Origin of the sequence: Streptomyces sp. NPDC002574, from assembly GCF_042889545.1 — a bacterium.
GTDB lineage: Bacteria > Actinomycetota > Actinomycetes > Streptomycetales > Streptomycetaceae > Actinacidiphila.
Window position 1 is genome coordinate 573,844 of sequence record NZ_JBIARB010000003.1, and the last position, 22,870, is coordinate 596,713.

Below are 22,870 nucleotides of genomic sequence, written 5' to 3' on the forward strand. Positions count from 1 at the left end.
TGATGTGGGTACTCTGGGGGCGTCTCACACATCGGACAGGACAGGGAGAGGTGCAGTGAGCGAGCTCCGTATCTTGCGCAACTACATCAACGGAGAATTCCGCGACGCCGCAGACGGGCGCACCACGGACGTGGTCAACCCGGTCACCGGCGAGGCCTACGCGACCGCCCCGCTGTCCGGTGCCGCCGACGTCGACGCCGCCATGGCGGCGGCCGAGGCCGCCTTCCCGGTCTGGCGCGACAAGACGCCCTCCGAGCGCCAGAAGGCGCTGCTGAAGATCGCCGACGCCTTCGAGGCACGCGCGGACGAGCTGGTGGCCGTCGAGAGCGAGAACACCGGCAAGCCGATCGGGCTGACCGCGAGCGAGGAAATCCCGCCGATGGTCGACCAGATCCGCTTCTTCGCGGGCGCCGCCCGCATGCTGGAGGGCCGCTCCGCCGGCGAGTACATGGACGGGATGACCTCCATCGTCCGCCGCGAGCCGGTCGGCGTCTGCGCGCAGGTGGCGCCGTGGAACTACCCGATGATGATGGCCGTGTGGAAGTTCGCCCCGGCGATCGCCGCGGGCAACACCGTCGTCCTGAAGCCCTCGGACACCACTCCCGCCTCCACTGTGCTGATCGCCGGGATCATCGGTGGCGTCCTCGCCGAACTGGACCTGCCCAAGGGCATCTTCAACGTCGTCTGCGGCGACCGCGACACCGGCCGGATGATGGTCGAGCACGCCACCCCCGCCATGGCCTCGATCACCGGCTCCGTACGGGCCGGCATGCAGGTCGCGGCCAGCGCCGCCAAGGACGTCAAGCGGGTCCACCTGGAGCTGGGCGGCAAGGCCCCGGTCGTGGTCTTCCAGGACACCGACATCGCCAAGGCCGTCGAGGACATCTCCGTCGCCGGGTACTTCAACGCCGGCCAGGACTGCACCGCCGCCACCCGCGTGCTGGTGCACGAGTCCATCCACGACGAGTTCGTCGCCCAGCTCGCCAAGGCCGCCGCCGACACCAAGACCGGCGCCCCGGACGACGAGGACGTGCTCTACGGCCCGCTCAACAACGCCAACCAGCTCGCCCTGGTCACCGGCTTCATCGAGCGACTGCCCGCGCACGCGAAGGTCGAGACCGGCGGTCACCGGGTCGGCGACAAGGGCTACTTCTACGCCCCGACCGTGGTGTCCGGCCTCAAGCAGGACGACGAGATCATCCAGAACGAGGTCTTCGGCCCCGTCATCACCGTCCAGTCCTTCACCGACGAGGACCAGGCCGTCACGTGGGCCAACGGCGTCGACTACGCGCTGGCGTCCTCGGTGTGGACCAAGGACCACGCGCGCGCGATGCGGATGTCCAAGCGCCTGGACTTCGGCTGCGTGTGGATCAACACCCACATCCCGCTGGTCGCCGAGATGCCGCACGGCGGCTTCAAGAAGTCGGGCTACGGCAAGGACCTCTCCGGCTACGGCTTCGAGGACTACACCCGCGTCAAGCACGTCATGACCTCGCTCGACGGCTGACCCCGCCGCCCCCGCGGGCACCCGCGCCGGCCCCGGACACCCCCTGTGTCCGGGGCCGTGGCATGTCCGCGTACGCTCCGGATCATGGAGGAACGAAGAGCGCTCGAACAGCGCATTCGCCTATGGCTGGTCGTCTTCGTGGTGTGCCTGGTGCTCAGCGGCGTGACGGCGTTCCCGCTGGTCCACGAGGTGCGGTGGGTGGACGGATGGGGTCTGCCCGGCTTCGTCGGCGACTGGATCTCCCAGGTGCGGGAGGGGGCGGACGCCACCGACGCCCAGTACCCGTTCCTGTTCTACGGGACGGACTGGCTCGCCTTCGCCCACCTGGTGATCGCCGTCGCCTTCTACGGTGTCTGGCGCGACGCGGTGCGCAACATCTGGATCGTGGAGTGGGCCATGATCGCGTGCGCCGGGATCATCCCGCTCGCCGCGATCTGCATCCCGATCCGGGGCCTGCCGCTGTGGTGGATGCCGGTCGACATGGCGTTCGGCGTCTTCGGCGTCGTCCCGCTGCTGATCCTGCGCCGCATGATCAAGCGGCTGGAGGCGATGCCCGCGGCGGCCACCGCCCCGGCCGAGCCGGTGTCAGGCGCCGGCGCCCCGGCCTGAGGCCGGGGCGGGCGGGCCGGCGGTCACCGCCGAGCGGGCGGGTCCTGCCGGTCGCCGAGCGCGTCGAGCAGCACGTCGATGCGGTTGGAGGTGATGGCGTCCACGCCCAGCCGCTCCAGCCGGCGCATCGTGCGGCGCAGGTCCGCCGTCCACGCGCCCACCAATAGGCCCTCGCCGCGCGCCCACGCCACCAGCGGGCTGCGCACCAGGCCGAAGCGGAGATTGATCCACCGCGGCCGCAACTCCGTGAGCAGCAGCGGGGGTACCGGCGCCGCCGTCTTCCAGGTCAGCGCGATCTCCGCGGCCGGGTCGCGGTCGCGGACCGCGAGCATCACCGCGGCATCGCCGCAGTAGTACGTCCGGTCCTCCGCGCCCGCGTCGCGCACCGCGGCCACTACCGCGGGCGCCGACTCCGGCACGGTCATGTCGACCAGCGCCCGGCAGCCCTCGACGGCGCCCAGCGCCTCGTACAGCGTGGGGACCCCCGGCGGCAGGTCGGCCGCCGGCAGCTCGGCGAGGGCGGCGTCCACGCCCCACAGCCGCGCGAGGGTGGGATCGTGCAGCAGCACCGGCACGCCGTCGCGGGTCACCCGCACGTCCATCTCCACCGCGTCCGCCCCCGCGCGCAGCGCGCTGCGCAGCGAGGGCAGGGTGTTCTCGCGGTGGCGGTACGGGTCGCCGCGATGGGCGACGGCTACCGCTGCCATCCGGCCAGGTGCGCGTCGATCTCGGCGGACAGCCGGGCCTTGCCGTCGGTGTCGAGGAAGGACGCCTCGACGGCGTTCCTGGCGAGCGCGGCCACGCCCGCCTCGTCCAGCTCCAGCAGACGGGCGGCGACCGCGTACTCGGAGTTGAGGTCGGTGCCGAACATCGGCGGGTCGTCGCTGTTGACCGTGACCAGCACACCCGCGGCGACCATCTGCTTGATCGGGTGCTCGTCGAGCGTGGCCACCGCGCGGGTGGCGATGTTGGAGGTCGGGCAGACCTCCAGCGGGATGCGATGCTCGGCCAGGTGCTCCAGCAGCCGCGGGTCCTGCGTGGCGCTGGTGCCGTGGCCGATGCGCTCGGCGCCCAGCTCGTTCAGCGCGTCCCAGATCGTCTGCGGGCCTGTGGTCTCGCCCGCGTGCGGCACGCTGTGCAGGCCGGCCGCGCGGGCACGGTCGAAGTACGGCTTGAACTGCGGGCGCGGCACGCCGATCTCCGGGCCGCCGAGGCCGAAGCTCACCAGGCCCTCCGGGCGCAGTTCGGTGGCGATGCGCGCGGTCTCCTCCGCTGAGGCCAGGCCGGCCTCGCCGGGGATGTCGAAGCACCAGCGCAGCACGATGCCGAGCTCCTTCTCGGCCGCCGTGCGCGCGTCCTCGATGGCCTCCACGAACGCCCGGTCCGGGATGCCGCGCCGCACCGAGCTGTACGGGGTCACGGTCAGCTCGGCGTAGCGGATGTTCTGCCGCACCATGTCCCGGGCGACCTCGTACGTCAGCAGACGCACGTCCTCCGCGTCGCGGATCAGGTCGACGACGGACAGGTAGACCTCGATGAAGTGGGCGAAGTCCCGGAAGCTGAAGTACTCGGCAAGCGCGGCGGGGTCGGAGGGCACCTTCGAATCCGGGTGCCGCGCGGCCAGCTCGGCCACGATGCGGGGCGAGGCGGAACCCACGTGGTGGACGTGGAGTTCGGCCTTCGGCATCCCCGCGATGAACGCGTCGAGGGCGGGCACGGTGTCGGACATGCGGTGATCCTCCTGAGGGCTCGGCGGCAACGGCCATGGTAGACGCGAAAATGTTGCGATCCGCCGTCTTCGCAGGCCATAGCATTGCCCGACGTAGCCAGGAGGAAGCCAGCGATGTCCGACGACCGCGAGACCCCGGGGCCCCACGACGCCTCCCCCGCCCGACCCCCCGTCCCGCCGCCGGACGACACCCCCGACGACCGCACCCGCGCCTTCCGCCGCCCCGCGGTGGACGCGGCCGAGGACGCGGCGGCGGAGGAGGACGTCGCACCCGAGGCCGCTGCCGCGCCGGACCGGGACGACACGGAGGAGTCCCTCAGCCCGGCCGTCGAGCCCGCCGAGCCCGTTGAGGACGTGCCGCCCACGGCCGCCGCCGACACCGCCGTCGACCCGGTCGAGGACGTGCCCACACGGCAGTTCGGCGCGGTGCTGCCGCAGGCGCCGGAACCGGCGGGACCTGCGGACCACCGCGCCGTTGAGGTACCGGCGGATGCCGCTGCGCCGGCGAGTACTGGCGTCGAACCGGATGACGGCGTCCAGACGCAGGAGTTCGGCGCGACGCCGCAGGCGCCGGCGGGACCTGCGGACCAGGGCGCCGCGGTGGCGCGCGATCCGTGGGCGCCGCCGGTGCCCGGGGCCGGATACGCCGCCGCACCGCAGCAGGGGAACCCGTGGGCGCCGCCGCAGCCGGCTCCGTGGGCGTATCCCGCGGCCGCCGTGCCCGCGCAGGCGCAGGCGCACTCCGCGGCGCCGGGGGACCCGTGGGTCCCGCCGCCCATACCGCAGGCGCCCGGCGTGGAGATGACGAAGCGGCCGGTGCCCGCCGACGCGCCGGCACCGCAGCCGCAGACCCAGCCACCGACGCAGCCCCACCCGTACGGAGCGTGGGGCACGGTTCCCCCGCAGGGGCAGCATCCGGGATACCCCGGCTATCCCGGTTACCCGGGCTATCCCAGCTATCCCGGATATCCCGAACACGCGGGCTACCCCGGTTACCCCGGGGGCCCGTACGGGGCCTGGGGGCAGCCCTCGCCGCGCAACGGGTTCGGGGTCACCGCGATGGTGCTCGGCATCATCGGCACCCTCCTCGGCATCGCGTGCTTCGGGGCGTTCCTCGGCCTTCCGCTCGGGCTGGCGGCGCTCGCCTTCGGCATCGTGGGCCTGCGCATCGCGCGCCGCGGCGAGGCGACCAACCGCGGCCAGGCGCTCACCGGCCTGATCCTCGGCATCGTGTCCGTGGTGGTCTCCGGCGCGATGATCGCGCTGGTGATCGGCGGGATCAACGGCGGCTGGTTCGACCCGACGGACGACGAGCTCATCGGCGCGGACGGCGGCGACTACGGCTCGCCGGTGGTCGCCGGCAGGTCCGTGACGTACGACGACGGTGTGGTGGTGACCGTCTCCGCCGCGCGGCGGGCCGACGACGTGCCCGCGGGGGCGGCCCCCGACGGCACCGCGGTGACGTTCATCGTGACCGTGGAGAACACGGGTGACGAGACCGCCGACATGTCCGACGCCGAGGCCAACGCCTATGCCGATGAGGAGGACGAGGACACCCTGGAGGACGTCTCGCAGGGCGCCCAGCTGTCCGGTGAGCTGGGCTCCGGTGCCACGATGACGTCCGACGTCACCGTGATCGTGCCGGACGACGACCCGGACGGCAGGTTCCAGGTCGAGATCGCCCCGGGCTACGACTACGACTACACCTACTGGGAGTTGCCGCTCCCATGATCTAGCGCCGCACCGCCTCCAGCGCGAGCAGTGCCACGTGCAGCGACAGGCAGGACTCCACCTGGTCCAGGTCGACGCCGAGGACGCGCTCGACGCGGTGCAGCCGGTCGTAGAAGGAGGGCCGTGACAGGTGTGCGGCGTCCGCCGCCGCGGACTTGTTGCGGCCGCTCTCCAGGTAGACGCCGAGGATGCGCACCAGGTCCGTGCCGTGTTCGGCGTCGTGCGCCAGCAGCGGGCCGAGTTCGCGCTCGACGTACGTCTGCAGGCGGGCGTCGTCGCGCAGCAGATGCAGCAGTCCGCGCAGCCGCACGTCCGGCAGCCGGTAGTACGCCCGCCCGCCGCCCGCCACCACCCTTGTGTCGGAGGGCTGCGCCCTGCCCCCCTCCTTTCGGCCCCCGTGCAGCGCGGCGTCCGCGACCTGGGCGGCCTCCAGAAGGGTCCGGCGGGCGTCGCGCAGCGAGCCGACGGAGGAGCCGGCGGCCATGACGAAGGTGGGGCCGCCGTCAGGGGCGGTCTCGGTGAGCCGGGTGAGCGCCGCGGCGAAGCCCTCCAGCGCGGTGTGCTCGTCGTCGGCGGGGCCGAGGGAGACCAGGACGCCGACCGCGCCGTCGTCGAGGGTGCCGGTGAGTGCGGTGAGTCCCCGGTCGCGCACGGCCTGGGCGGCGGTCTCGGTGAAGTCCCGCAGCCTGGCCTGTGCCTCCAGTGCCGCGGCGACGCCCGCGCCGCGCAGCCGCAGCATGACGCCCACGAGCCGGCGCCCTTCCAGGGGCACGCCGATCGCCCGGGCGCGCAGGGCGACGTCGGAGACGGTGAGGGCGTGCGTGAGGACTCCGGACAGCAGCGTGCGGTGGGTCTGCCGTTCCAGCGATTCCCGGTCGCGTTCCAGCAGGCGGTTCAGGGCGAGGGTGGCGGCGCCGCGTTCCAGGAGGACGGTGTGCGGATGCGGGCGTTCGTCCGCCGCGGCCGCGGAGTCCGGCACGGGCTCGCCGACGACGACCAGCCGCCCCCAGTCGCGGCCGCGGGCCCCGACCCCGGTGACCAGCCAGCCGGTGCGGGGGTCGTGGCCGGTGCGGCCCGCCGGGGCGACGCCGCGGCTGCGGCGTTCCCAGCCGTCGAGCAGCCCTTCCGGGTCGTGCCCGGCCGGGTCGAAGGCGAGCACCTGGTGGGAGAGGTTCTCCAGGACGACGGGCGCGCCCGCGATGCGCGCGACCTCGCGGACGATCTCGTCGGCCTCGGCGCCCTCCACGGACAGCTCGTTGAAGGTCTGGTGGATCGCCTCGGAGGCCCGCAACTCGCCGAGCTGGGCGTCCACGACGTGCGCGTGCACGGCCTCGGTGACGGCGACGAACCGCACCTCGTTGCGGAGCGCCACGAGCGTGAGCCCGCGCCGTTCGGCGGCCCGCACCAGGGGCCGCGGCAGGGTGTCGGCGTACCGCCGGCCGAGTTCGACGACCAGGCCCGCGGCGCCGACGTCGGCGAGGTCGTCGATGTAGCGGGCCAGCGGCTCCTTGTCCCCGGGGAGCATGACGCCCGTGGTCAGCACCAGTTCACCGCCGTGCAGCATGCCGGCGATGTCGGCGAGCTCGCTGACGTGCACCCAGCGCACCGGCCGGTTGAGCCCCTGCGCGCCCGCGACGACCTGCGGCGACCCTCGCCGGAGCGCGTCGAGCTGCAGGACCTCGGCGACGGTGGGGAACACGGTGCGACCTCCGGGGGAGGGACGGGCGGGTCGGACGGGCGGGCCCGGCCGCGGGCGGCACTGTCACCGTAGCCCGCAGGGTGTAAGGGCGGCCGGGGCACGGCATGCGATGTGTCGGTTGCCGGGCGCGGGCCGCTTTCGGCATTGTCCACCGTGGCGACCCGCTGATCGTCGCCGGTGAAGACAGATTTCGTCGCGTAACCAAAAGGCAACAACGGAATCACTTGTTGGGGCGAGCCTACTCTGTCAGGATCGTCCACCAATCCAGGCTTTGGCCACGCAGCCCGAGCGGATCCGAGGAGAAGACGATGGCCCTCAGTGCGCATGGCGCGTTCGATGTGCAGGAACGGTTCGCCGAGGGGGCCCAGTACATCGCCGGAGGACTTCGCCCCGGCACGTCGGGCCAGGACCACACCGTGACCGACCCCGCCACCGGCGAGGCGGTGCACCGGTACGCACTGGCCGGCACCGCCGACGTGGACGCGGCCGTCGCCGCCGCGAAGGCCGCCCTCCCCCGCTGGGCGGGCGCCACCCCCGGTGCCCGCTCCGACGCCATGCACCGCTTCGCGGCCGTGCTGGCCGAACGGGCGGCGGAGTTCGCCTGGGCCGAGTCCCTGCAGTGCGGCAAGCCGCTGCGGCTGACCACCGAGTTCGACGTCCCCGGCACGATCGACAACACCGCGTTCTTCGCCGGGGCGGCCCGCCACCTGGAGGGCAGGGCCGCGGGCGAGTACTCCGGCGACCACACGTCCTACGTGCGCCGCGAGCCGGTCGGTGTCGTCGGCTCCGTCGCGCCCTGGAACTACCCGCTGCAGATGGCCGCCTGGAAGATCCTGCCGGCCATCGCCGCGGGCAACACCATCGTGCTCAAGCCCGCCGAACTGACGCCGCTGACCTCGCTGATGTTCGCCCAGGCGGCCGGCGAGGCCGGCATCCCGGACGGCGTGGTCAACATCGTCACCGGCGCCGGCCGGCCCGCGGGGGAGCACCTGGTGGGCCACCCCGACGTGGCGATGACGTCCTTCACCGGCTCCACCGCCGTCGGCAAGCGCGTCGCGGAGATCGCGACCGCCACCGTCAAGCGCCTGCACCTCGAGCTCGGGGGCAAGGCGCCGTTCGTCGTCTTCGACGACGCCGACCCGGAGGCCGCCGTGCACGGCGCCGTCGCCGGCGCCCTGATCAACACCGGTCAGGACTGCACGGCGGCGACCCGCGCCTATGTGCAGCGCCCGTTGTACGACGCCTTTGTCACCGGGGTCGCCGACCTCTTCGCCGGCATCCGGGTGGGCGACCCCTTTGACGCCAAGACCGACCTCGGGCCGCTGATCTCGCACGCCCAGCGCGACCGCGTCGCCGGTTTCGTGGAGCGTGCCCGTTCCTACGCCACCGTCGTCACCGGCGGCGAGGCCCCCGCGGCGCCGGGCGCCTTCTACCGGCCGACGCTGATCACCGGCGCCGCCCAGGACAGCGAGATCGTCCAGTCCGAGATCTTCGGTCCGGTACTGGTCGTGCTGCCGTTCGACAGCGATGATGAGGGTCTGGATCTGGCCAACGACACGCCGTACGGCCTGGCGGCGTCGGCCTGGACCCGGGACGTCTTCCGGGCCGGCCGCGCCACCCGCGAGATCAAGGCGGGGTGCGTCTGGGTGAACGACCACATCCCGATCATCAGCGAGATGCCGCACGGCGGCGCCAAGGCCTCCGGCTACGGCAAGGACATGTCCGCGTACTCCTTCGACGAGTACACCCAGGTCAAGCACGTGATGTACGACAACACCGCGGTGGCCCGCAAGGAGTGGCACCGCACCGTCTTCGGCGACCGCTGACCCGGTCGCCCCCGGACCGCCCCCCACCGGCCCGTACGCCCGTCCGTCCCACGCAATACCGCCCCTGGAGGCAGCACCGCCATGGAGATGTTCGAGGGCCTGTCCGAGCCCGTACGCAACGCGTGGGAACGCAGCCTGACCAGCGGAAGGGCCTCGCTCAGCCGGCGCCGGGTGCTCGGCGCCGGTCTCGGCGTCGCGGGCGCCGGGGCGCTGAGCGCGTGCGGCATCCCGGCCGCAACCAACAACCAGGGCGGGGTCAAGAGCGACGACCTGTCCGACAAGGACAAGTCGCTGGTCTTCTCCAACTGGCAGCTCTACATCGACATGAGCGACGACGAGAAGCACATGCCGACCCTGGAGGCCTTCGAGAAGAAGACCGGGATCAAGGTCAAGTACACCGACGACATCACCGACAACGTCGAGTTCTTCGCCAAGATCAAGCCGCAGCTCGCGGCCGGCCAGTCCACCGGCCGCGACCTGGTCGTCCTCACCGACTGGATGGCCGCCCGGATGATCCGCCTGGGCTGGGCCCAGCCGCTGGACCCCACCTACCTGCCGCACGCCTACACCAACCTGGAGCAGCGCTTCCGCAACCCCGACTGGGACCCCGGGCGCGCCCACTCCTACCCCTGGCAGGGCATCGCCACGGTCATCGCGTACAACGAGAAGGCCACCAGGGGGAAGAAGGTCGCCAGCGTCTCCCAGCTGCTGGACGACCCCGCCCTCAAGGGCAAGGTCGCGATGCTGAGCGAGATGCGCGACACCATCGGCATGACGCTGCTGGACCTCGGCAAGAAGCCGGAGTCCTTCACCGCGGACGACTTCGACGCAGCCGTCGCCCGGGTCCAGAAGGCCGTGGACAGCAAGCAGATCCGCCAGTTCACCGGCAACGAGTACACCGACGGCCTGGCCTCGGGGAACATCGCCGCGTGCGTGGCCTGGGCCGGTGACCTGGTCCAGCTGCAGGCCGACAACCCCGAGATCAAGTTCGTGGTCCCGGACGCCGGTTACATCTACTCCACGGACAACATGCTGGTCCCGGCGGGCTCGAAGCACCGCAAGAACGCCGAGCTGCTCATGGACTGGTACTACCAGCCCGCGATCGCCGCCGAACTCGCGGCATGGGTCAACTACATCACCCCCTGCACAGGGGTGTACGAGGAGCTCCTCAAGATCGACAAGGACGTGGCCAACAACGCCCTGATCATCCCCAACGCGGAGATGAAGGCCAAGGCCCACCCCTTCCGGTCGCTCTCCGCCGACGAGGAGACCGCCTTCGAGGGCAAGTTCGCCAAGCTCATCGGCGCCTGACCGGCCACCGCAGTTAGGGATCTGACGACATGACCCAGCAGACCGCACCGCTCACCGACGGACCGGCCGGTGCCGGCAGCCCCGCCGGCGGGGCCGTCACACTGACCGGCCTCGGCAAGACCTACGGCGACTTCACCGCCGTCCACCCGCTCGACCTGACCATCCCCGAAGGCTCATTCTTCGCCCTCCTCGGCGCCTCCGGCTGCGGCAAGACCACCACCTTGCGCATGGTCGCCGGACTGGAGGACCCGACCTCGGGCACCGTCCGCATCGGCGACCAGGACGTCACCGGACTGCCGCCCTACAAGCGCCCGGTGAACACCGTCTTCCAGAACTACGCGCTCTTCCCGCACCTGGACATCTACGAGAACGTCGCCTTCGGCCTGCGCCGCCGCGGCATCAAGTCCGTCAAGGGCCAGGTCGAGGACATGCTCGACCTGGTCGAGCTCGGACACCTCGCCCGCCGCAAGCCGCACCAGCTCTCCGGCGGCCAGCAGCAGCGCGTCGCCGTCGCCCGCGCCCTGATCAACCACCCCAAGGTGCTGCTGCTCGACGAGCCGCTGGGCGCCCTGGACCTGAAGCTGCGCCGCCAGATGCAGCTGGAGCTCAAGCGCATCCAGACCGAGGTCGGCATCACCTTCGTGCACGTCACGCACGACCAGGAGGAGGCCATGACCATGGCCGACACCATCGCGGTGATGAACGCCGGCCGCATCGAGCAACTCGGCGCCCCCACCGACCTGTACGAGAACCCGCGCACCACCTTCGTCGCCAACTTCCTCGGCCAGTCCAACCTGATCGAGGCCCAGGTCTCCGGCACCAGTGGCGACGACCTGCTGCTGAGCGTCGGCGACCGTCGGCTGGTCATGCCCGCCGCGCGCTGCGCCGCCAAGAGCGCGCAGACCGGCGACAAGGTCCTCGCCGGGGTGCGGCCCGAGAAGATCACCATCGTGCACGCCGACGACGCCGGCGACATCCCCGACGGCCGCAACTCGATGACCGGCCGGATCGTGGACGCGAGCTTCATCGGGGTCTCCACCCAGTACGTCGTGAACAGCCCCTGGTGCCCCGAACTCGCCGTCTTCGCACAGAACGTGGAGCGCGACGGCCGCCTGGTGCCCGGCGCCGACGTCGTCCTGCACTGGAGCCCGGCCCACACCTTCGGCCTCGACGCCGCCCAGGACATCGAGGCCGGGGAGGTCAGCGCGTAATGGCCGCCCTCTCCCCGGCGCCCGCGGGCGCGCCCGCGCAGACACCGCCGGCACCGCCCGGCGCGGCGGCCGGACGCCGCAAGCTCGTCCCGTACTGGCTGCTGCTGCCCGGCATCCTGTGGCTGCTGGTCTTCTTCGTCGCCCCGATGGTCTACCAGGCCTCGACCTCCGTGCAGACCGGCTCCCTGGAGGCCGGCTACCGGGTCACCTGGCACTTCGCGACCTACTGGGACGCCTTCAAGGAATACGACGTCTTCTACCTGCGGTCGCTGATCTACGCGGCCATCGCCACCGTGCTGTGCCTGGCGATCGGCTACCCGCTCGCCTACACCATCGCCTTCAAGGCCGGCCGCTGGCGCAACGTGCTGCTGGTGATGGTCATCGCGCCCTTCTTCACCAGTTTCCTGATCCGCACCCTGGCGTGGAAGACGATCCTGGCCGACGACGGCATCGTGGTCTCGGCGCTGGACAAGCTGCACATCCTGAACGCCACCGCCGCGCTCGGCCTCACCGCCGACGACCGCGTGCTCGCCACGCCGCTGGCCGTGGTGTGCGGTCTGACGTACAACTTCCTGCCCTTCATGATCCTGCCGCTGTACACGTCGCTGGAGCGCATCGACCCGCGGCTGCACGAGGCGGCCGGCGACCTGTACGCCCGCCCCTTCACCACCTTCCGCAAGGTGACGTTCCCGATCTCGCTGCCCGGCGTCGTGGCCGGCACGCTGCTCACCTTCATCCCGGCCTCCGGCGACTACATCAACGCCGAACTGCTGGGCAGCCCGAGTGAGCAGATGATCGGCAACGTCATCCAGTCGAAGTTCCTGACGGTGCTCGACTACCCGACCGCCGCCGCGCTGTCGTTCATGCTCATGGCCGTGATCCTGGTGATCGTCTCGGTGTACATCCGCAAGGCGGGAACGGAGGAGCTGGTCTGATGCCCGTTCTCACCTGGGTGCGCCGCCACCTGGTCGTCTTCGCGGGCGTCGCCGCGCTGGCGTACATGACGCTCCCCAACGTCGTCGTCCTGATCTTCTCCTTCAACCAGCCCAAGGGCCGCTTCAACTACTCCTGGAACCACTTCTCGCTCGACGCCTGGCAGAACCCCTGCGGCGTCGGCGACATGTGCGACTCGGTCTCGCTGTCCCTGGAGATCGCCGTCCTCGCCACGATCGGCGCCACGGTGCTGGGCACCATGGTCGCCTTCGCGCTCGCCCGCCACCGCTTCCGCGGCCGCGGACCGGTCACCGGGCTGATCTGGCTGCCGATGGCGATGCCCGAGATCGTCATGGGCGCCTCGCTCGGCACCCTCTTCCTCAACATGCGCATCCAGTTCGGCTTCTGGACCATCCTCATCGCGCACATCATGTTCTGCCTCAGTTTCGTGGTGACGGCGGTCAAGGCGCGCGTGATGAGCATGGACCCCCGACTGGAGCAGGCCGCCCAGGACCTCTACGCCACACCGTGGTCCACGTTCTGGCGGATCACCTTCCCGATCGCCGCGCCCGGCATCGCGGCCGGCGCCCTGCTGAGCTTCGCCATCTCCATCGACGACTTCATCATCACGCAGTTCAACGCGGGGCCCACCACGGTCACCTTCCCGATGTTCGTCTGGGGTGCCGCCCAGAAGGGACTGCCCGTCCAGGTCAACGTCATCGGCACGCTGATGTTCGTGGTGGCCGTGCTCTGCGTCGTCGTCGGACAACTGCTCGGGCGGCGCAGGAAAGCCCGTACGTAGACCGGACGTGACACCGGACGGCCCCGACCCCGCATCACCAAAGGTGTGAGAACCCATGGATCCAGCCCGTTCGCTCGCCGACGCGCAGCCGACACCGTACTGGCTGGAGGATCCCGGCAGGCCGCGGGCCGGATCGGCGCTCGTCGGCGACGAGCACTGCGACCTGCTGGTGGTCGGCGGCGGTTACACGGGGCTGTGGACCGCGCTGCTGGCCAAGGAGCGCGACCCGAAGCGCGACGTCGTGCTCGTCGAGGGCAAGGAGGTGGGCTGGGCGGCGTCCGGCCGCAACGGCGGCTTCTGCGCGGCCAGCCTCACCCACGGCCTGGCCAACGGACTCGCCCGCTGGCCGGGCGAGTTCGCCGCGCTGGAGGAACTCGGCAACCGCAACCTCGACGGCATCGAGGAGGCGGTGGCCCGCTACTCCATCGACTGCGACTTCGAGCGCACCGGCGAGATCGACGTCGCCACCGAGCCCTACCAGTTCGACGCCCTGCGCGCCGCCGCCGAGGAGGCCGCCCGGCACGGCGTCGAACTGGAGGTGCTCGACCGCGACCAGGTGCGCGCCGAGGTCGACTCGCCCACCTTCGTCGGCGGCCTGTGGGACCGCACCGGTGTCGCCATGCTCCACCCGGCCAAGCTGGCCTGGGGCCTCAAGCGCGCCTGCCAGGAACTGGGCGTGCGGGTGTACGAGCACACCCGCGCCACCGGGCTCGCCCGCAACGGCTCCGGCATGGCCGTCCGCACTCCGTACGGACGGATCTTCGCCCGGCACGTCGCGCTCGGCACCAACGTCTTCCCCTCGCTGGTCAAACGCGTGCGCCACTACGTCGTCCCGGTCTACGACTACGCCCTGATGACCGAGCCGCTCAGCGCCGGGCAACTCGGCGCGATCGGCTGGAAGAAGCGCCAGGGACTCGGCGACAGCGCCAACCGGTTCCACTACTTCCGGCTGACGGCGGACCACCGCATCCTGTGGGGCGGCTACGACGCCATCTACCCCTACGGCGGGCGCCTGGACGCCGCGCGCGACGAGCGCCCGGAGACCTACCTCAAGCTCGCCCGGCACTTCTTCCACTGCTTCCCGCAGTTGGAGGGCGTCCGCTTCACGCACGCCTGGGGCGGCGCGATCGACACCTGCTCGCGCTTCTCCGCCTTCTTCGGCACCGCCCACGACGGACGGGTCTCCTACGCCGCCGGCTACACCGGTCTCGGCGTCGGCGCGACCCGTTTCGGCGCCGACGTGATGCTCGACCTGCTGGCCGGGGAGTCCACCGAACGCACCGCGCTGGAGATGGTGCGCAGCAAGCCGATGCCCTTCCCGCCCGAGCCGCTGGCCTGGGCCGGGATCGGGCTGACCAAGTGGTCGCTGGGCCGCGCCGACCGCAACGCGGGCCGGCGCAACCTGTGGCTGAAGACCATGGACCGGCTCGGACTCGGCTTCGACAGCTGAGGCCGAGGGGACGAATCAGCCCTTCCCGGGGCCCTTCCGGCGCCTGTGACGGCAATCACCGGCGAAAGATCGTGAAAACTCGCGTAATGATCGGCCCCCGCGCCCCTCTCACCGTGTGACAGATATGAACGCACACACACGGAACGGAGGAACCGGCATGGTGGGCACCGGCGCGCGCGGCGCGGTCGAATGGCTGGTTTCCGTGGCACCCGACCCCGAGACCACGCGGTGGGAATGGGAGCGCAACCCCCTCGGGGTCACGCTCCTGCCCGCCGGGCGGCTCTGGGACGTCCTCATCCTCACCGGGGAGCTCGGCTACCCCACCCTCGACGTGCTGAACCGGCTCGTCGACCGGCCGGGACCCGTGCTGGCCGACTTCGGCGACTCCCGCATGGGTTTCCTCGTGCCGCCCGGCACCGCCGCCCGCTGGATCGGCACCGGGGTGCGCACCGCGGGCAACGGCACGTGGATCGTCGTGCCCTATCCCGGCCGTGCCACCGGCGGCGTGCGCTGGCTCGTCCCGCCGGACGGCACCGGCCACCTCACCGATCCCGGCGTCCTCGAACTCGCCATGCACGAGGCGGCCGCCCAGCTCGCGGTGCGCCGTCCCCGCGACACGGAAGAGTGAACCAGCCGGCCGCGGGCCCCGGTGCGCGACACTGGTTCCATGATCCCGACGGAACGCGACCGGGCCACGGCCCGTTCCGCATACCCGACGGCGGCGGTCTGACGTGGGACTCGCGCCCGGCCACGCCGCGTTCGTCGAGACCGTGCTGCCCGTCTGCGAGCCGCACGGTCTGGTGTTCGCCGGCAGTCACGCGGTCCACGCCCACGGGCTGCGCGGCGCTCCCTCCCGCCACCTGGACCTGGTGACCTTCAGCTCCACCTCCGTCGGGCGGATCGCGGCGGCGCTGGAGGCCGCGTGCACCGCCGCCGGCTACGAGGTCGCCGACCTGCCCCGCACCCCGCTGTCCGCGCAGTTCACCGCGGCGCTCCCCGGCGCGCTCGCCTACACCGTCCACATCGCCAAGGAACCGCTGTCGCACCCACCGGTGCTGCTCGGCCTGGGCCTGTCCCGGCCGGTGCCGGTCGTCGCGCTGGAGGACTGCGCCGCGCTGAAGGTGGCCGCGCTCGTCGACCGCGCCCTGCCGGGCGACCTCGTCGACGTCCGGGCCATGGCCGCGTGGTTCGCCCCCGGCGAGCTGCTGTCCATGGCCGTGCGCCGCGACGAGGACTTCGAGCCCGGCGCGCTCGCCGACCGGCTGGACAAGCTGGTCGGGGCCGACGACCGCGCCTACGCCGCCCGCGGACTGGAGCCCGGGGAGGTCGCCGAGCTCAAGCGCTGGGCCTTCGCGTGGGCCCAGGACATCCGGCTCGACCTCATGGAGGGCATGGAGCACCCCGACGATCTGTACGACATGTAAAGACAAAGTCCTGGCCGCCGACACATTGGTGCTTGAGGGCCGCCTCCCGCACTGGTGACACTGGCGGGAGAGGACGTGTGGGACCGACAGGGAGAACAGCCGTGACCGACAAGCACATCACGCACTGGATCGCCGGGCAGGCGTGGGCCGGTACCGCGGAGCGCCACGGCGACGTGTACGACCCGGCGACCGGCGCCGTCACCGGGCGGGTCGACTTCGCGGCGAACGCCGAGGTCGACCAGGCCGTCGGCGCGGCCGCCGCCGCGTTCAAGGAGTGGCGCAACGCCTCGGTCGCCAAGCGCACCTCGGTGCTGTTCGCCTTCCGGGAGCTGCTGAACGCCCAGCGCGACGAGCTGGCCGCGATCATCGTCTCCGAGCACGGCAAGGTGCACTCCGACGCCCTCGGCGAGATCGCCCGCGGCATCGAGGTCGTCGAGTACGCCTGCGGCATCCCGCAGTTGATCAAGGGCGGTTTCACCGAGCAGGCCTCGACCGGCATCGACGTCTACTCGATCCGCCAGCCGCTCGGCCCGGTCGCGATCATCTCGCCGTTCAACTTCCCGGCCATGGTGCCGATGTGGTTCTTCCCGATCGCCATCGCCGCGGGCAACACGGTCGTCGTCAAGCCCTCCGAGAAGGACCCGTCCGCCGCCAACTTCCTCGCGGAGCTGTGGAAGCGCGCCGGGCTGCCCGACGGTGTCTTCAACGTCGTGCACGGTGACAAGGTCGCCGTCGACCGCCTCCTGGAGCACCCGGACATCAAGTCGGTCTCCTTCGTCGGTTCCACCCCCATCGCCCGCTACGTCTACGAGACCGGCACCCGCTACGGCAAGCGCGTCCAGGCACTCGGCGGCGCCAAGAACCACATGCTGGTGCTGCCCGACGCGGACCTCGACCTGGCCGCCGACGCCGCCGTCAACGCCGGCTTCGGCGCGGCCGGCGAGCGCTGCATGGCCGTCTCCGTCCTGGTGGCCGTCGACCCGATCGGCGACGAGCTGGTCGGGAAGATCAAGGAGCGGATGGCCACGCTCACCGTCGGCCCCGGCTGCAACGCCACGTCCGAGATGGGCCCCCTGGTCACCGGCGCCCACCGCGACAAGGTGACGTCCTACCTCGACGCGGGCCTCGCCGACGGCGCGACCCTCGCCGTGGACGGCCGCGCGCACGCGGTCAGCGGCGACGACACCGATAACGGCTTCTGGCTCGGCCCGACCCTCTTCGACGACGTGAAGCCCGGCATGTCCGTCTACAACGACGAGATCTTCGGCCCGGTCCTGTCCGTGGTGCGCGTGGGCTCGTACGACGAGGGCCTGGAGCTGATCAACTCCAACCCGTACGGCAACGGCACGGCCATCTTCACCAACGACGGCGGCGCCGCCCGCCGCTTCCAGCACGACGTCGAGGTCGGCATGGTCGGCATCAACGTGCCGATCCCGGTGCCGGTCGCCTACTACTCCTTCGGTGGCTGGAAGGCCTCGCTGTTCGGCGACACCCACGCCTACGGCCCGGACGGCGTCCACTTCTTCACCCGCGGCAAGGCGGTCACGCAGCGGTGGCTCGACCCGAGCCACGGCGGCATCAACCTCGGTTTCCCGACCAACAACTGACCGCGAGGGCGGCACCCGCCAGCAGGGCGCCGCACAGCAGCCAGCTCCCCACGACGTCCAGCGGCCAGTGGTAGCCGCACCGGACCAGGGAGATCCCCACCGCGACGTTCAGCAGCACGGCGGCCGCCCCCAGCAGCCGCCGTGCTGCCGTGCGCAGGGAGAGGTGCGCCAGCAGCAGCGCCGCGCCCCCGTACGCGACGGCGGCGGTCGCGCCGTGGCCGGAGGGATAGAGCCCCGGATAGCCGGGGGAGAGGGTGAGCGAGCCGGGGCCGGCGCGGCCGATCAGCGGCTTGAGCAGGCTCACCAGCCCGGGTACCGCGGCCATCGCCAGGCCGTACGCGAGCGCCGGCAGCCACCAGCGGGACACCCCGGTCCGCCGGAGCCGCCACATGGTATAGACCATTGCAGTCGTCAGCACCGGTACGGCGACGGGTGCGTTGCCCAGGTCGGCGAGGAACTGCGCAACGGGCGAAGCCGCCCCGGCGGGGCGTACGGAGGGACCCGCGATCGCGGAGCGCACCGGCCCGTCCAACGCCAGCAGGCGCCCGCGAACCGCCTCCTGCCAGGTCAGCAGTCCGAAGAGCGCCATGCACACGACGATCAGCAGAGAAGTTGGCCGCCCCGGAACAGGGGGGAGAGTTCCGGGGCGGCCAGAACGATCGCCGTACCGCCCGCCCCGGGGGGTTTGGGGCAAGCGGCCGACCGATCGGCGAGGATTGCCGGAGCCTGCGGCTTCGGCGGTGTGCGCGAGGGCACTGCTGTACCGGTGATGGGGAGTCACCGGCAAAGTGTCGCCCGCGGACCTCCGCAGACGGGGTGTTTCTTCCATCTGCGGAAACCGTACGTCACGGGCGAGACGTCAGACAGGGGTTGCACCCTCCCGCCATCAGGCCCGCACACCTTCTTCACCGTGTGTGCCGGGAGCGCTCCGGCACCCAGGAAACGCCTGGTCACAGGCGGGTGAACGCACTCTCGATGATGTCCAGGCCCTCGCTCAGGAGGTCCTCGCCGATCACCAGCGGAGGCAGGAAGCGCAGCACGTTGCCGTAGGTGCCACAGGTCAGGACCACCAGGCCCTCGGCGTGGCACGCCTTGGCCAGCGCGGCGGTCGCGGCGGCGTTCGGGTTCTTGGTCCCGGGCTCCACCAACTCCACCGCGATCATGGCGCCGCGGCCCCGGACCTCGCCGATGACCTCGAACTTCTCCTGCATGCCGCGCAGCCGTCCCAGCATGACCTCGCCGATGCGGCGGGCCTTGGCGTTGAGATCGAACTCCTTCATCGTCTCGATGGCGCCGAGCGCGGCCGCGCACGCCACCGGGTTGCCGCCGTAGGTGCCGCCGAGGCCGCCCGAGTGCGCGGCGTCCATGATCTCCGCGCGGCCCGTCACGGCGGCCAGCGGCAGACCGCCGGCGATGCCCTTGGCGGTGGTGATCAGGTCCGGGACGATGCCCTCGTCCTCGCAGGCGAACCACTCGCCGGTGCGGCAGAAGCCGGTCTGGATCTCGTCCGCGACGAAGACGATGCCGTTCTCGCGCGCGAACTCCACGATCTTCGGCAGGAAGCCCTTGGCGGGCTCGATGAAGCCGCCCTCGCCCTGGATCGGCTCGATCACGATCGCGGCGACGTTCTCCGCGCCGACCTGCTTGGTGATCATGTCGATCACCTGGGCGGCCGCCTCCTCCGCACAGTTCTCCGGGCCGGTCAGCCAGCGGAACGGGTAGGCCAGCGGAACCCGGTAGACCTCGGGCGCGAAGGGGCCGAACGAGTGCTTGTACGGCATGTTCTTCGCCGTCAGCGCCATCGTCAGGTTGGTGCGCCCGTGATAGCCGTGGTCGAAGACGACGACGGCCTGGCGCTTGGTGTACGCGCGGGCGATCTTCACCGCGTTCTCGACGGCCTCGGCACCGGAGTTGAACAGCGCGGTGCGCTTCTCGTGGTCGCCCGGGGTCAGCTCGTTGAGGGCCTCGGCGACCTCCACGTAGCCCTCGTACGGCGTCACCATGAAGCAGGTGTGGGTGAAGTCGGCGAGCTGCGCCGAGGCGCGGCGCACGACCGCCTCCGCGCTGTTGCCGACCGAGGTCACCGCGATGCCGGAACCGAAGTCGATCAGCGAGTTGCCGTCCACGTCCTCCAGCACGGCGCCGCCGGCCCGGGTGACGAAGACGGGCAGGGTCACACCGACGCCGTTCGCGACCGCAGCAGCCTTGCGCGCCAGCAGCTCCTGCGACTTGGGGCCGGGGATCGGGGTGACGAGGCGGCGCTCCTGGGCCAGATCGGTCATGTCGGGCGTACTCCTTCGAACCGGTGTCCTTTCCCGCAGGCTAAGCCCGTACGGCGGTACCCCGCACACTCCGCATGGGCGCACTGTACGAGGACTCTTCGACGTGACGGACATGAGCGTGCCAAGATCCTTCGGACCCGGGTGGCCGCTCGACTACATTGAGTGCGGACCTGCGAGGGGTGGCACACGCGATGGACATCGACGGTACGCACGGGAGGCCTGCGGCGCCTCCGCCCGGCGGTACGGGCCCGGGCACACCGCCTGTTCCGGGCGCCCGGCCGGTGCCGGGCGTCCCACCCGTACCCGCGGGACCGCCCCCGGTCCCCGGCGCGCGGCCCGGACCCGGCGACCCCGGCGGACGGGCCCCGGCCGCCGCCCAGGACACCGACGGCGACCCCGCGGCGGGCACCGGACGCAAGGGGCGCCCCGGCACGCCCCCGCCGCCCACCTCCGCCCCCGGTGCCCGCCCGGCCCCCGGCACCTGGCCCGCGCCCCCGGACGCCACCGCGCCTGCGGGCCCCGACGGCGCCGGCTTCGTCGCCTGGCTGCGCGCACCGCGCCCCACCGCCGAGCCCGGCGTGTGGCGCAACGGCCACCGTCCGCGGCCCGCGGACGACCCCGAGGCCGTGCCGGGCCGCCAGCTGGTCAGCGGCGCCGTCATCGCCTTCCTCGGCGGCTGGCTCCTGTGGTCCCTGCTGTGGAACGGCTACCTCGGCAGCTACTGGCTGTGGCCCCTGCTCGCCGTCACCCCCGACTCCTGGCGGCATGCCGGCGGCAACCAGACCGCCTACGCCTGGGCCTCGTACCTCTACTACGCGCTCATCGGCGGCGCCCTGCTGATCTTCTTCGCCCGGCTCGGCCGCTGGCCCGAGATGTGGCGCCGCTACATCACCGCCCCCCTCCAGCGGGCCCGCGAGGAGGACCCGGCCTCCTCCGCCCGGCCGCCCGCCGACCCGCGGCAGGACCCGGCGGAATTCCCCGCACTGCGCGACGGCGGCGCCGCCGACGCCGCCGACCGGCTCGCCGGTGACGCGCGCGACGGACGGATGAACGACGTCGACTTCGCCCGGCTCACCCGCGCGTGGCAGTCGGTGCGGTCCGAGCCCGGCCGGCTCCCCGCCTTCACCGACACCGTGCTCCGCTACGGCGCCGCCGCCTGCGCCCACCCCAGCGGCGCCCGCGACCTGCCGGTCCGCGCCGCCCGGCACGACCTGTTCGCCGGGCAGGTCCGCATCGGCACCGCCTCCGAGGACGAGCGCAACCCCCGCACCCACCGCGGCGCCGGGTTCGCCCTCGACACCTCCGTGCTCGGCACCTCCCTGCTCGCCGTGGGACCGCCCGGCTCCGGCAAGACCGTGCGCATCGTGCGGCCGGTCCTGGAGTTCATGTGCCTGCAGGCGCTCGCCGGGCGGGCGGCCGTCGTCGCCGTCGGCACGGACGGGGCACGGCTCGCCCCGGACGAGTCCTTCGACGTCGTCGTCAAGATCGGCCGCCCCGACTCCGCCTACGACCTCGACCTGTACGGCGGCGCCGGCGACCCCGACGAGGCCGCGGGCTTCCTCGCCGAAGCCCTGGTCGGCGACCTCGCCGCCGCCCTCCCCGGCGGTGACAGCCGGCGCGCCGCCACCGCGCTCGCCCAGCTGCTCGGCCCCTTCCACGCCGCCCACGGCCGCTTCCCCTCCGTCCCCGAACTGCGCGAACTCCTCGACGGCACCCCCGCGGCGCTGGCCGCGCTGCGCGCCGCGCTGCAGGACCGCGGCCCCGTCGCCCAGGCCCAACTGCGCGAACTCGACGCCCGCGAACGCCAGTCCGCCCGCCCCGGCGACGCGGGACCGCTGCTCGCCGACCGCATCGCACTCCTCGACCGCCCCGCGTTCGCCGGCTTCTTCGACACCACCGGCGGCAGCCACCCCTTCTCCCTGCGCGGCCTGGAACACCCCCTCCGGGTCCGCATCGACCTCCCCGAACGCGGCCACGCCGAGGTCTCCCGCATCCTCGCGCGGCTCGTCCTCGCCCAGTTCGCGGAGTGCGCCGTGGCCCGGCAGGACCGTTCCCTCTTCGCCTGCCTCGTCCTCGACGACGCCTCCCACACCGTCACCGCCGAGTCGGTGCGCGGCCTCCAGCGCATGCGGTCCGCCAACGCCGGGGCCGTCCTCACCCTCCGCACCCTCGACGACGTCCCCGAGCCCCTGCGCGCCGCCCTCCTCGGCGCGGTGGGCTGCCGCGCCGCGCTCTCCGGGGTCACCGCCTGGGACGGGGCCCGCTTCGCGGAGGTCTGGGGCAAGGAATGGGTCGACGTCCAGGACGTCACCAACCGCCAGATCATCGCGGACGAGCCCCTCACGCGGGTGCTGCACACCGTGCGGCGGCTCGTCACGGGCAAGGCGGTCACGGCGGAGTCCATCACCGTGCGCAAGGTCGAACGTGAGCGGTGGTCCGCGTCGGACCTGGCCCACGTCGTCCCTGCGGGGCACGCGGTACTGTCGCTGACAGCGGTCGACGGCGAGCACGCCTCCCCCGTGCTTGTCGACCTGCGGTCGTAGGGCCGCGCGTCCTGCCCGCCCGCGCCGGGCATCCCCCGCCCGCCCTCCCGGGTGCCCTGTGAAGTCAGGGACCCCGGCGCGCGTTTCGTGGGGGTGCCGGGTTCGGGGCCTCCGGGCTGGCCATTCTGGACAGCACATTTCGGTGCCTCGAGCACCCTGGATCGGTCACCCCGGGTCGTGCACCCAAATATGCTCCACAGTCCAGA

Annotated in this window: 18 protein-coding genes; 13 read left to right on the forward strand and 5 right to left on the reverse strand. The window is 72.2% G+C overall.

Annotated features, from left to right (window positions below; all coding sequences use genetic code 11):
* Positions 1-55 precede the first annotated feature (55 nt).
* Together ACFYXS_RS09535 and ACFYXS_RS09540 are read left to right on the forward strand one after the other, a co-directional pair.
* Positions 56-1,507: a gamma-aminobutyraldehyde dehydrogenase gene (locus tag ACFYXS_RS09535; protein WP_389245635.1), complete on the forward strand. Its 1,452-nt coding sequence runs from the start codon at positions 56-58 to the stop codon at positions 1,505-1,507.
* An 84-nt stretch (positions 1,508-1,591) separates the two neighbouring features.
* Entirely contained in the window at positions 1,592-2,116 is a 525-nt protein-coding gene (locus ACFYXS_RS09540; protein ID WP_389245638.1) for a hypothetical protein, read from the forward strand.
* 23 nt (positions 2,117-2,139) lie between these two features.
* Here the strand turns inward: ACFYXS_RS09540 and ACFYXS_RS09545 are convergent, their stop codons facing one another.
* Positions 2,140-2,823, reverse strand: a complete 684-nt coding sequence (locus tag ACFYXS_RS09545) for a glycerophosphodiester phosphodiesterase (RefSeq protein ID WP_389245640.1) — start codon at positions 2,821-2,823, stop codon at positions 2,140-2,142.
* Positions 2,811-3,845, reverse strand: coding sequence for an adenosine deaminase (locus tag ACFYXS_RS09550; protein WP_389245642.1), 1,035 nt, complete (start codon positions 3,843-3,845; stop codon positions 2,811-2,813). The genes ACFYXS_RS09545 and ACFYXS_RS09550 overlap by 13 nt, the downstream gene beginning before the upstream one ends.
* A gap of 114 nt (positions 3,846-3,959) precedes the next feature.
* On the opposite strand from ACFYXS_RS09550, the gene ACFYXS_RS09555 reads away from it, so the two are divergent.
* A complete protein-coding gene (locus ACFYXS_RS09555) occupies positions 3,960-5,576 on the forward strand; it encodes a DUF4352 domain-containing protein (RefSeq protein WP_389245644.1) in 1,617 nt (538 codons plus the stop codon).
* A gap of 1 nt (position 5,577) precedes the next feature.
* Here ACFYXS_RS09555 and ACFYXS_RS09560 read toward each other — a convergent pair whose 3' ends face one another.
* The gene (locus ACFYXS_RS09560; RefSeq protein ID WP_389245646.1) at positions 5,578-7,275 is read right to left on the reverse strand and encodes a PucR family transcriptional regulator; all 1,698 of its coding nucleotides are present in this window, start codon (positions 7,273-7,275) and stop codon (positions 5,578-5,580) included.
* Between the two features lie 308 nt (positions 7,276-7,583).
* On the opposite strand from ACFYXS_RS09560, the gene ACFYXS_RS09565 reads away from it, so the two are divergent.
* From ACFYXS_RS09565 to ACFYXS_RS09605, 9 genes are all read left to right on the forward strand, one after another.
* Positions 7,584-9,101, forward strand: a complete 1,518-nt coding sequence (locus tag ACFYXS_RS09565; protein ID WP_389245648.1) for a gamma-aminobutyraldehyde dehydrogenase — start codon at positions 7,584-7,586, stop codon at positions 9,099-9,101.
* Positions 9,102-9,182: 81 nt separating this feature from the next.
* On the forward strand, positions 9,183-10,412 hold the full coding sequence (locus ACFYXS_RS09570; protein ID WP_389245650.1) for a spermidine/putrescine ABC transporter substrate-binding protein: 1,230 nt from the start codon (positions 9,183-9,185) through the stop codon (positions 10,410-10,412).
* 29 nt (positions 10,413-10,441) lie between these two features.
* Positions 10,442-11,623, forward strand: a complete 1,182-nt coding sequence (locus tag ACFYXS_RS09575) for an ABC transporter ATP-binding protein (RefSeq protein WP_389245652.1) — start codon at positions 10,442-10,444, stop codon at positions 11,621-11,623.
* A complete protein-coding gene (locus ACFYXS_RS09580) occupies positions 11,623-12,558 on the forward strand; it encodes an ABC transporter permease (protein ID WP_389245654.1) in 936 nt (311 codons plus the stop codon). Before ACFYXS_RS09575 ends, ACFYXS_RS09580 begins: the two co-directional genes overlap by 1 nt.
* Entirely contained in the window at positions 12,558-13,358 is an 801-nt protein-coding gene (locus ACFYXS_RS09585; RefSeq protein WP_389245656.1) for an ABC transporter permease, read from the forward strand. Before ACFYXS_RS09580 ends, ACFYXS_RS09585 begins: the two co-directional genes overlap by 1 nt.
* A 55-nt stretch (positions 13,359-13,413) precedes the next feature.
* A complete protein-coding gene (locus ACFYXS_RS09590; RefSeq protein ID WP_389245658.1) occupies positions 13,414-14,808 on the forward strand; it encodes an NAD(P)/FAD-dependent oxidoreductase in 1,395 nt (464 codons plus the stop codon).
* Between the two features lie 157 nt (positions 14,809-14,965).
* Positions 14,966-15,436 (forward strand): hypothetical protein, encoded by a 471-nt coding sequence (locus tag ACFYXS_RS09595; RefSeq protein WP_389245660.1) that lies wholly within the window; start codon positions 14,966-14,968, stop codon positions 15,434-15,436.
* A 103-nt stretch (positions 15,437-15,539) separates the two neighbouring features.
* On the forward strand, positions 15,540-16,232 hold the full coding sequence (locus tag ACFYXS_RS09600) for a nucleotidyl transferase AbiEii/AbiGii toxin family protein (RefSeq protein WP_389245662.1): 693 nt from the start codon (positions 15,540-15,542) through the stop codon (positions 16,230-16,232).
* Positions 16,233-16,333: 101 nt separating this feature from the next.
* Positions 16,334-17,839: a CoA-acylating methylmalonate-semialdehyde dehydrogenase gene (locus ACFYXS_RS09605; RefSeq protein ID WP_389245664.1), complete on the forward strand. Its 1,506-nt coding sequence runs from the start codon at positions 16,334-16,336 to the stop codon at positions 17,837-17,839.
* Here the strand turns inward: ACFYXS_RS09605 and ACFYXS_RS09610 are convergent.
* Entirely contained in the window at positions 17,811-18,428 is a 618-nt protein-coding gene (locus ACFYXS_RS09610; RefSeq protein WP_389245666.1) for a phosphatase PAP2 family protein, read from the reverse strand. The genes ACFYXS_RS09605 and ACFYXS_RS09610 overlap by 29 nt on opposite strands.
* A gap of 361 nt (positions 18,429-18,789) precedes the next feature.
* Positions 18,790-20,121, reverse strand: a complete 1,332-nt coding sequence (gene gabT, locus ACFYXS_RS09615; RefSeq protein WP_389245668.1) for a 4-aminobutyrate--2-oxoglutarate transaminase — start codon at positions 20,119-20,121, stop codon at positions 18,790-18,792.
* A 191-nt stretch (positions 20,122-20,312) separates the two neighbouring features.
* Between gabT and ACFYXS_RS09620 the strand changes: the two genes are divergently transcribed.
* The gene (locus ACFYXS_RS09620; RefSeq protein WP_389245671.1) at positions 20,313-22,664 is read left to right on the forward strand and encodes an ATP-binding protein; all 2,352 of its coding nucleotides are present in this window, start codon (positions 20,313-20,315) and stop codon (positions 22,662-22,664) included.
* Positions 22,665-22,870 lie beyond the last annotated feature (206 nt).

What these genes read in the sequence shown, in the direction of transcription:
- ACFYXS_RS09540 (WP_389245638.1), top strand. Translation starts at nt 1,592, where the DNA reads ATGGAGGAACGAAGAGCGCTCGAACAGCGCATTCGCCTATGGCTGGTC.
- ACFYXS_RS09545 (WP_389245640.1), bottom strand. Translation starts at nt 2,823, where the DNA reads ATGGCAGCGGTAGCCGTCGCCCATCGCGGCGACCCGTACCGCCACCGC.
- ACFYXS_RS09550 (WP_389245642.1), bottom strand. Translation starts at nt 3,845, where the DNA reads ATGTCCGACACCGTGCCCGCCCTCGACGCGTTCATCGCGGGGATGCCG.
- ACFYXS_RS09555 (WP_389245644.1), top strand. Translation starts at nt 3,960, where the DNA reads ATGTCCGACGACCGCGAGACCCCGGGGCCCCACGACGCCTCCCCCGCC.
- ACFYXS_RS09565 (WP_389245648.1), top strand. Translation starts at nt 7,584, where the DNA reads ATGGCCCTCAGTGCGCATGGCGCGTTCGATGTGCAGGAACGGTTCGCC.
- ACFYXS_RS09570 (WP_389245650.1), top strand. Translation starts at nt 9,183, where the DNA reads ATGGAGATGTTCGAGGGCCTGTCCGAGCCCGTACGCAACGCGTGGGAA.
- ACFYXS_RS09575 (WP_389245652.1), top strand. Translation starts at nt 10,442, where the DNA reads ATGACCCAGCAGACCGCACCGCTCACCGACGGACCGGCCGGTGCCGGC.
- ACFYXS_RS09580 (WP_389245654.1), top strand. Translation starts at nt 11,623, where the DNA reads ATGGCCGCCCTCTCCCCGGCGCCCGCGGGCGCGCCCGCGCAGACACCG.
- ACFYXS_RS09585 (WP_389245656.1), top strand. Translation starts at nt 12,558, where the DNA reads ATGCCCGTTCTCACCTGGGTGCGCCGCCACCTGGTCGTCTTCGCGGGC.
- ACFYXS_RS09590 (WP_389245658.1), top strand. Translation starts at nt 13,414, where the DNA reads ATGGATCCAGCCCGTTCGCTCGCCGACGCGCAGCCGACACCGTACTGG.
- ACFYXS_RS09595 (WP_389245660.1), top strand. Translation starts at nt 14,966, where the DNA reads ATGGTGGGCACCGGCGCGCGCGGCGCGGTCGAATGGCTGGTTTCCGTG.
- ACFYXS_RS09610 (WP_389245666.1), bottom strand. Translation starts at nt 18,428, where the DNA reads ATGGCGCTCTTCGGACTGCTGACCTGGCAGGAGGCGGTTCGCGGGCGC.
- gabT (WP_389245668.1), bottom strand. Translation starts at nt 20,121, where the DNA reads ATGACCGATCTGGCCCAGGAGCGCCGCCTCGTCACCCCGATCCCCGGC.
- ACFYXS_RS09620 (WP_389245671.1), top strand. Translation starts at nt 20,313, where the DNA reads ATGGACATCGACGGTACGCACGGGAGGCCTGCGGCGCCTCCGCCCGGC.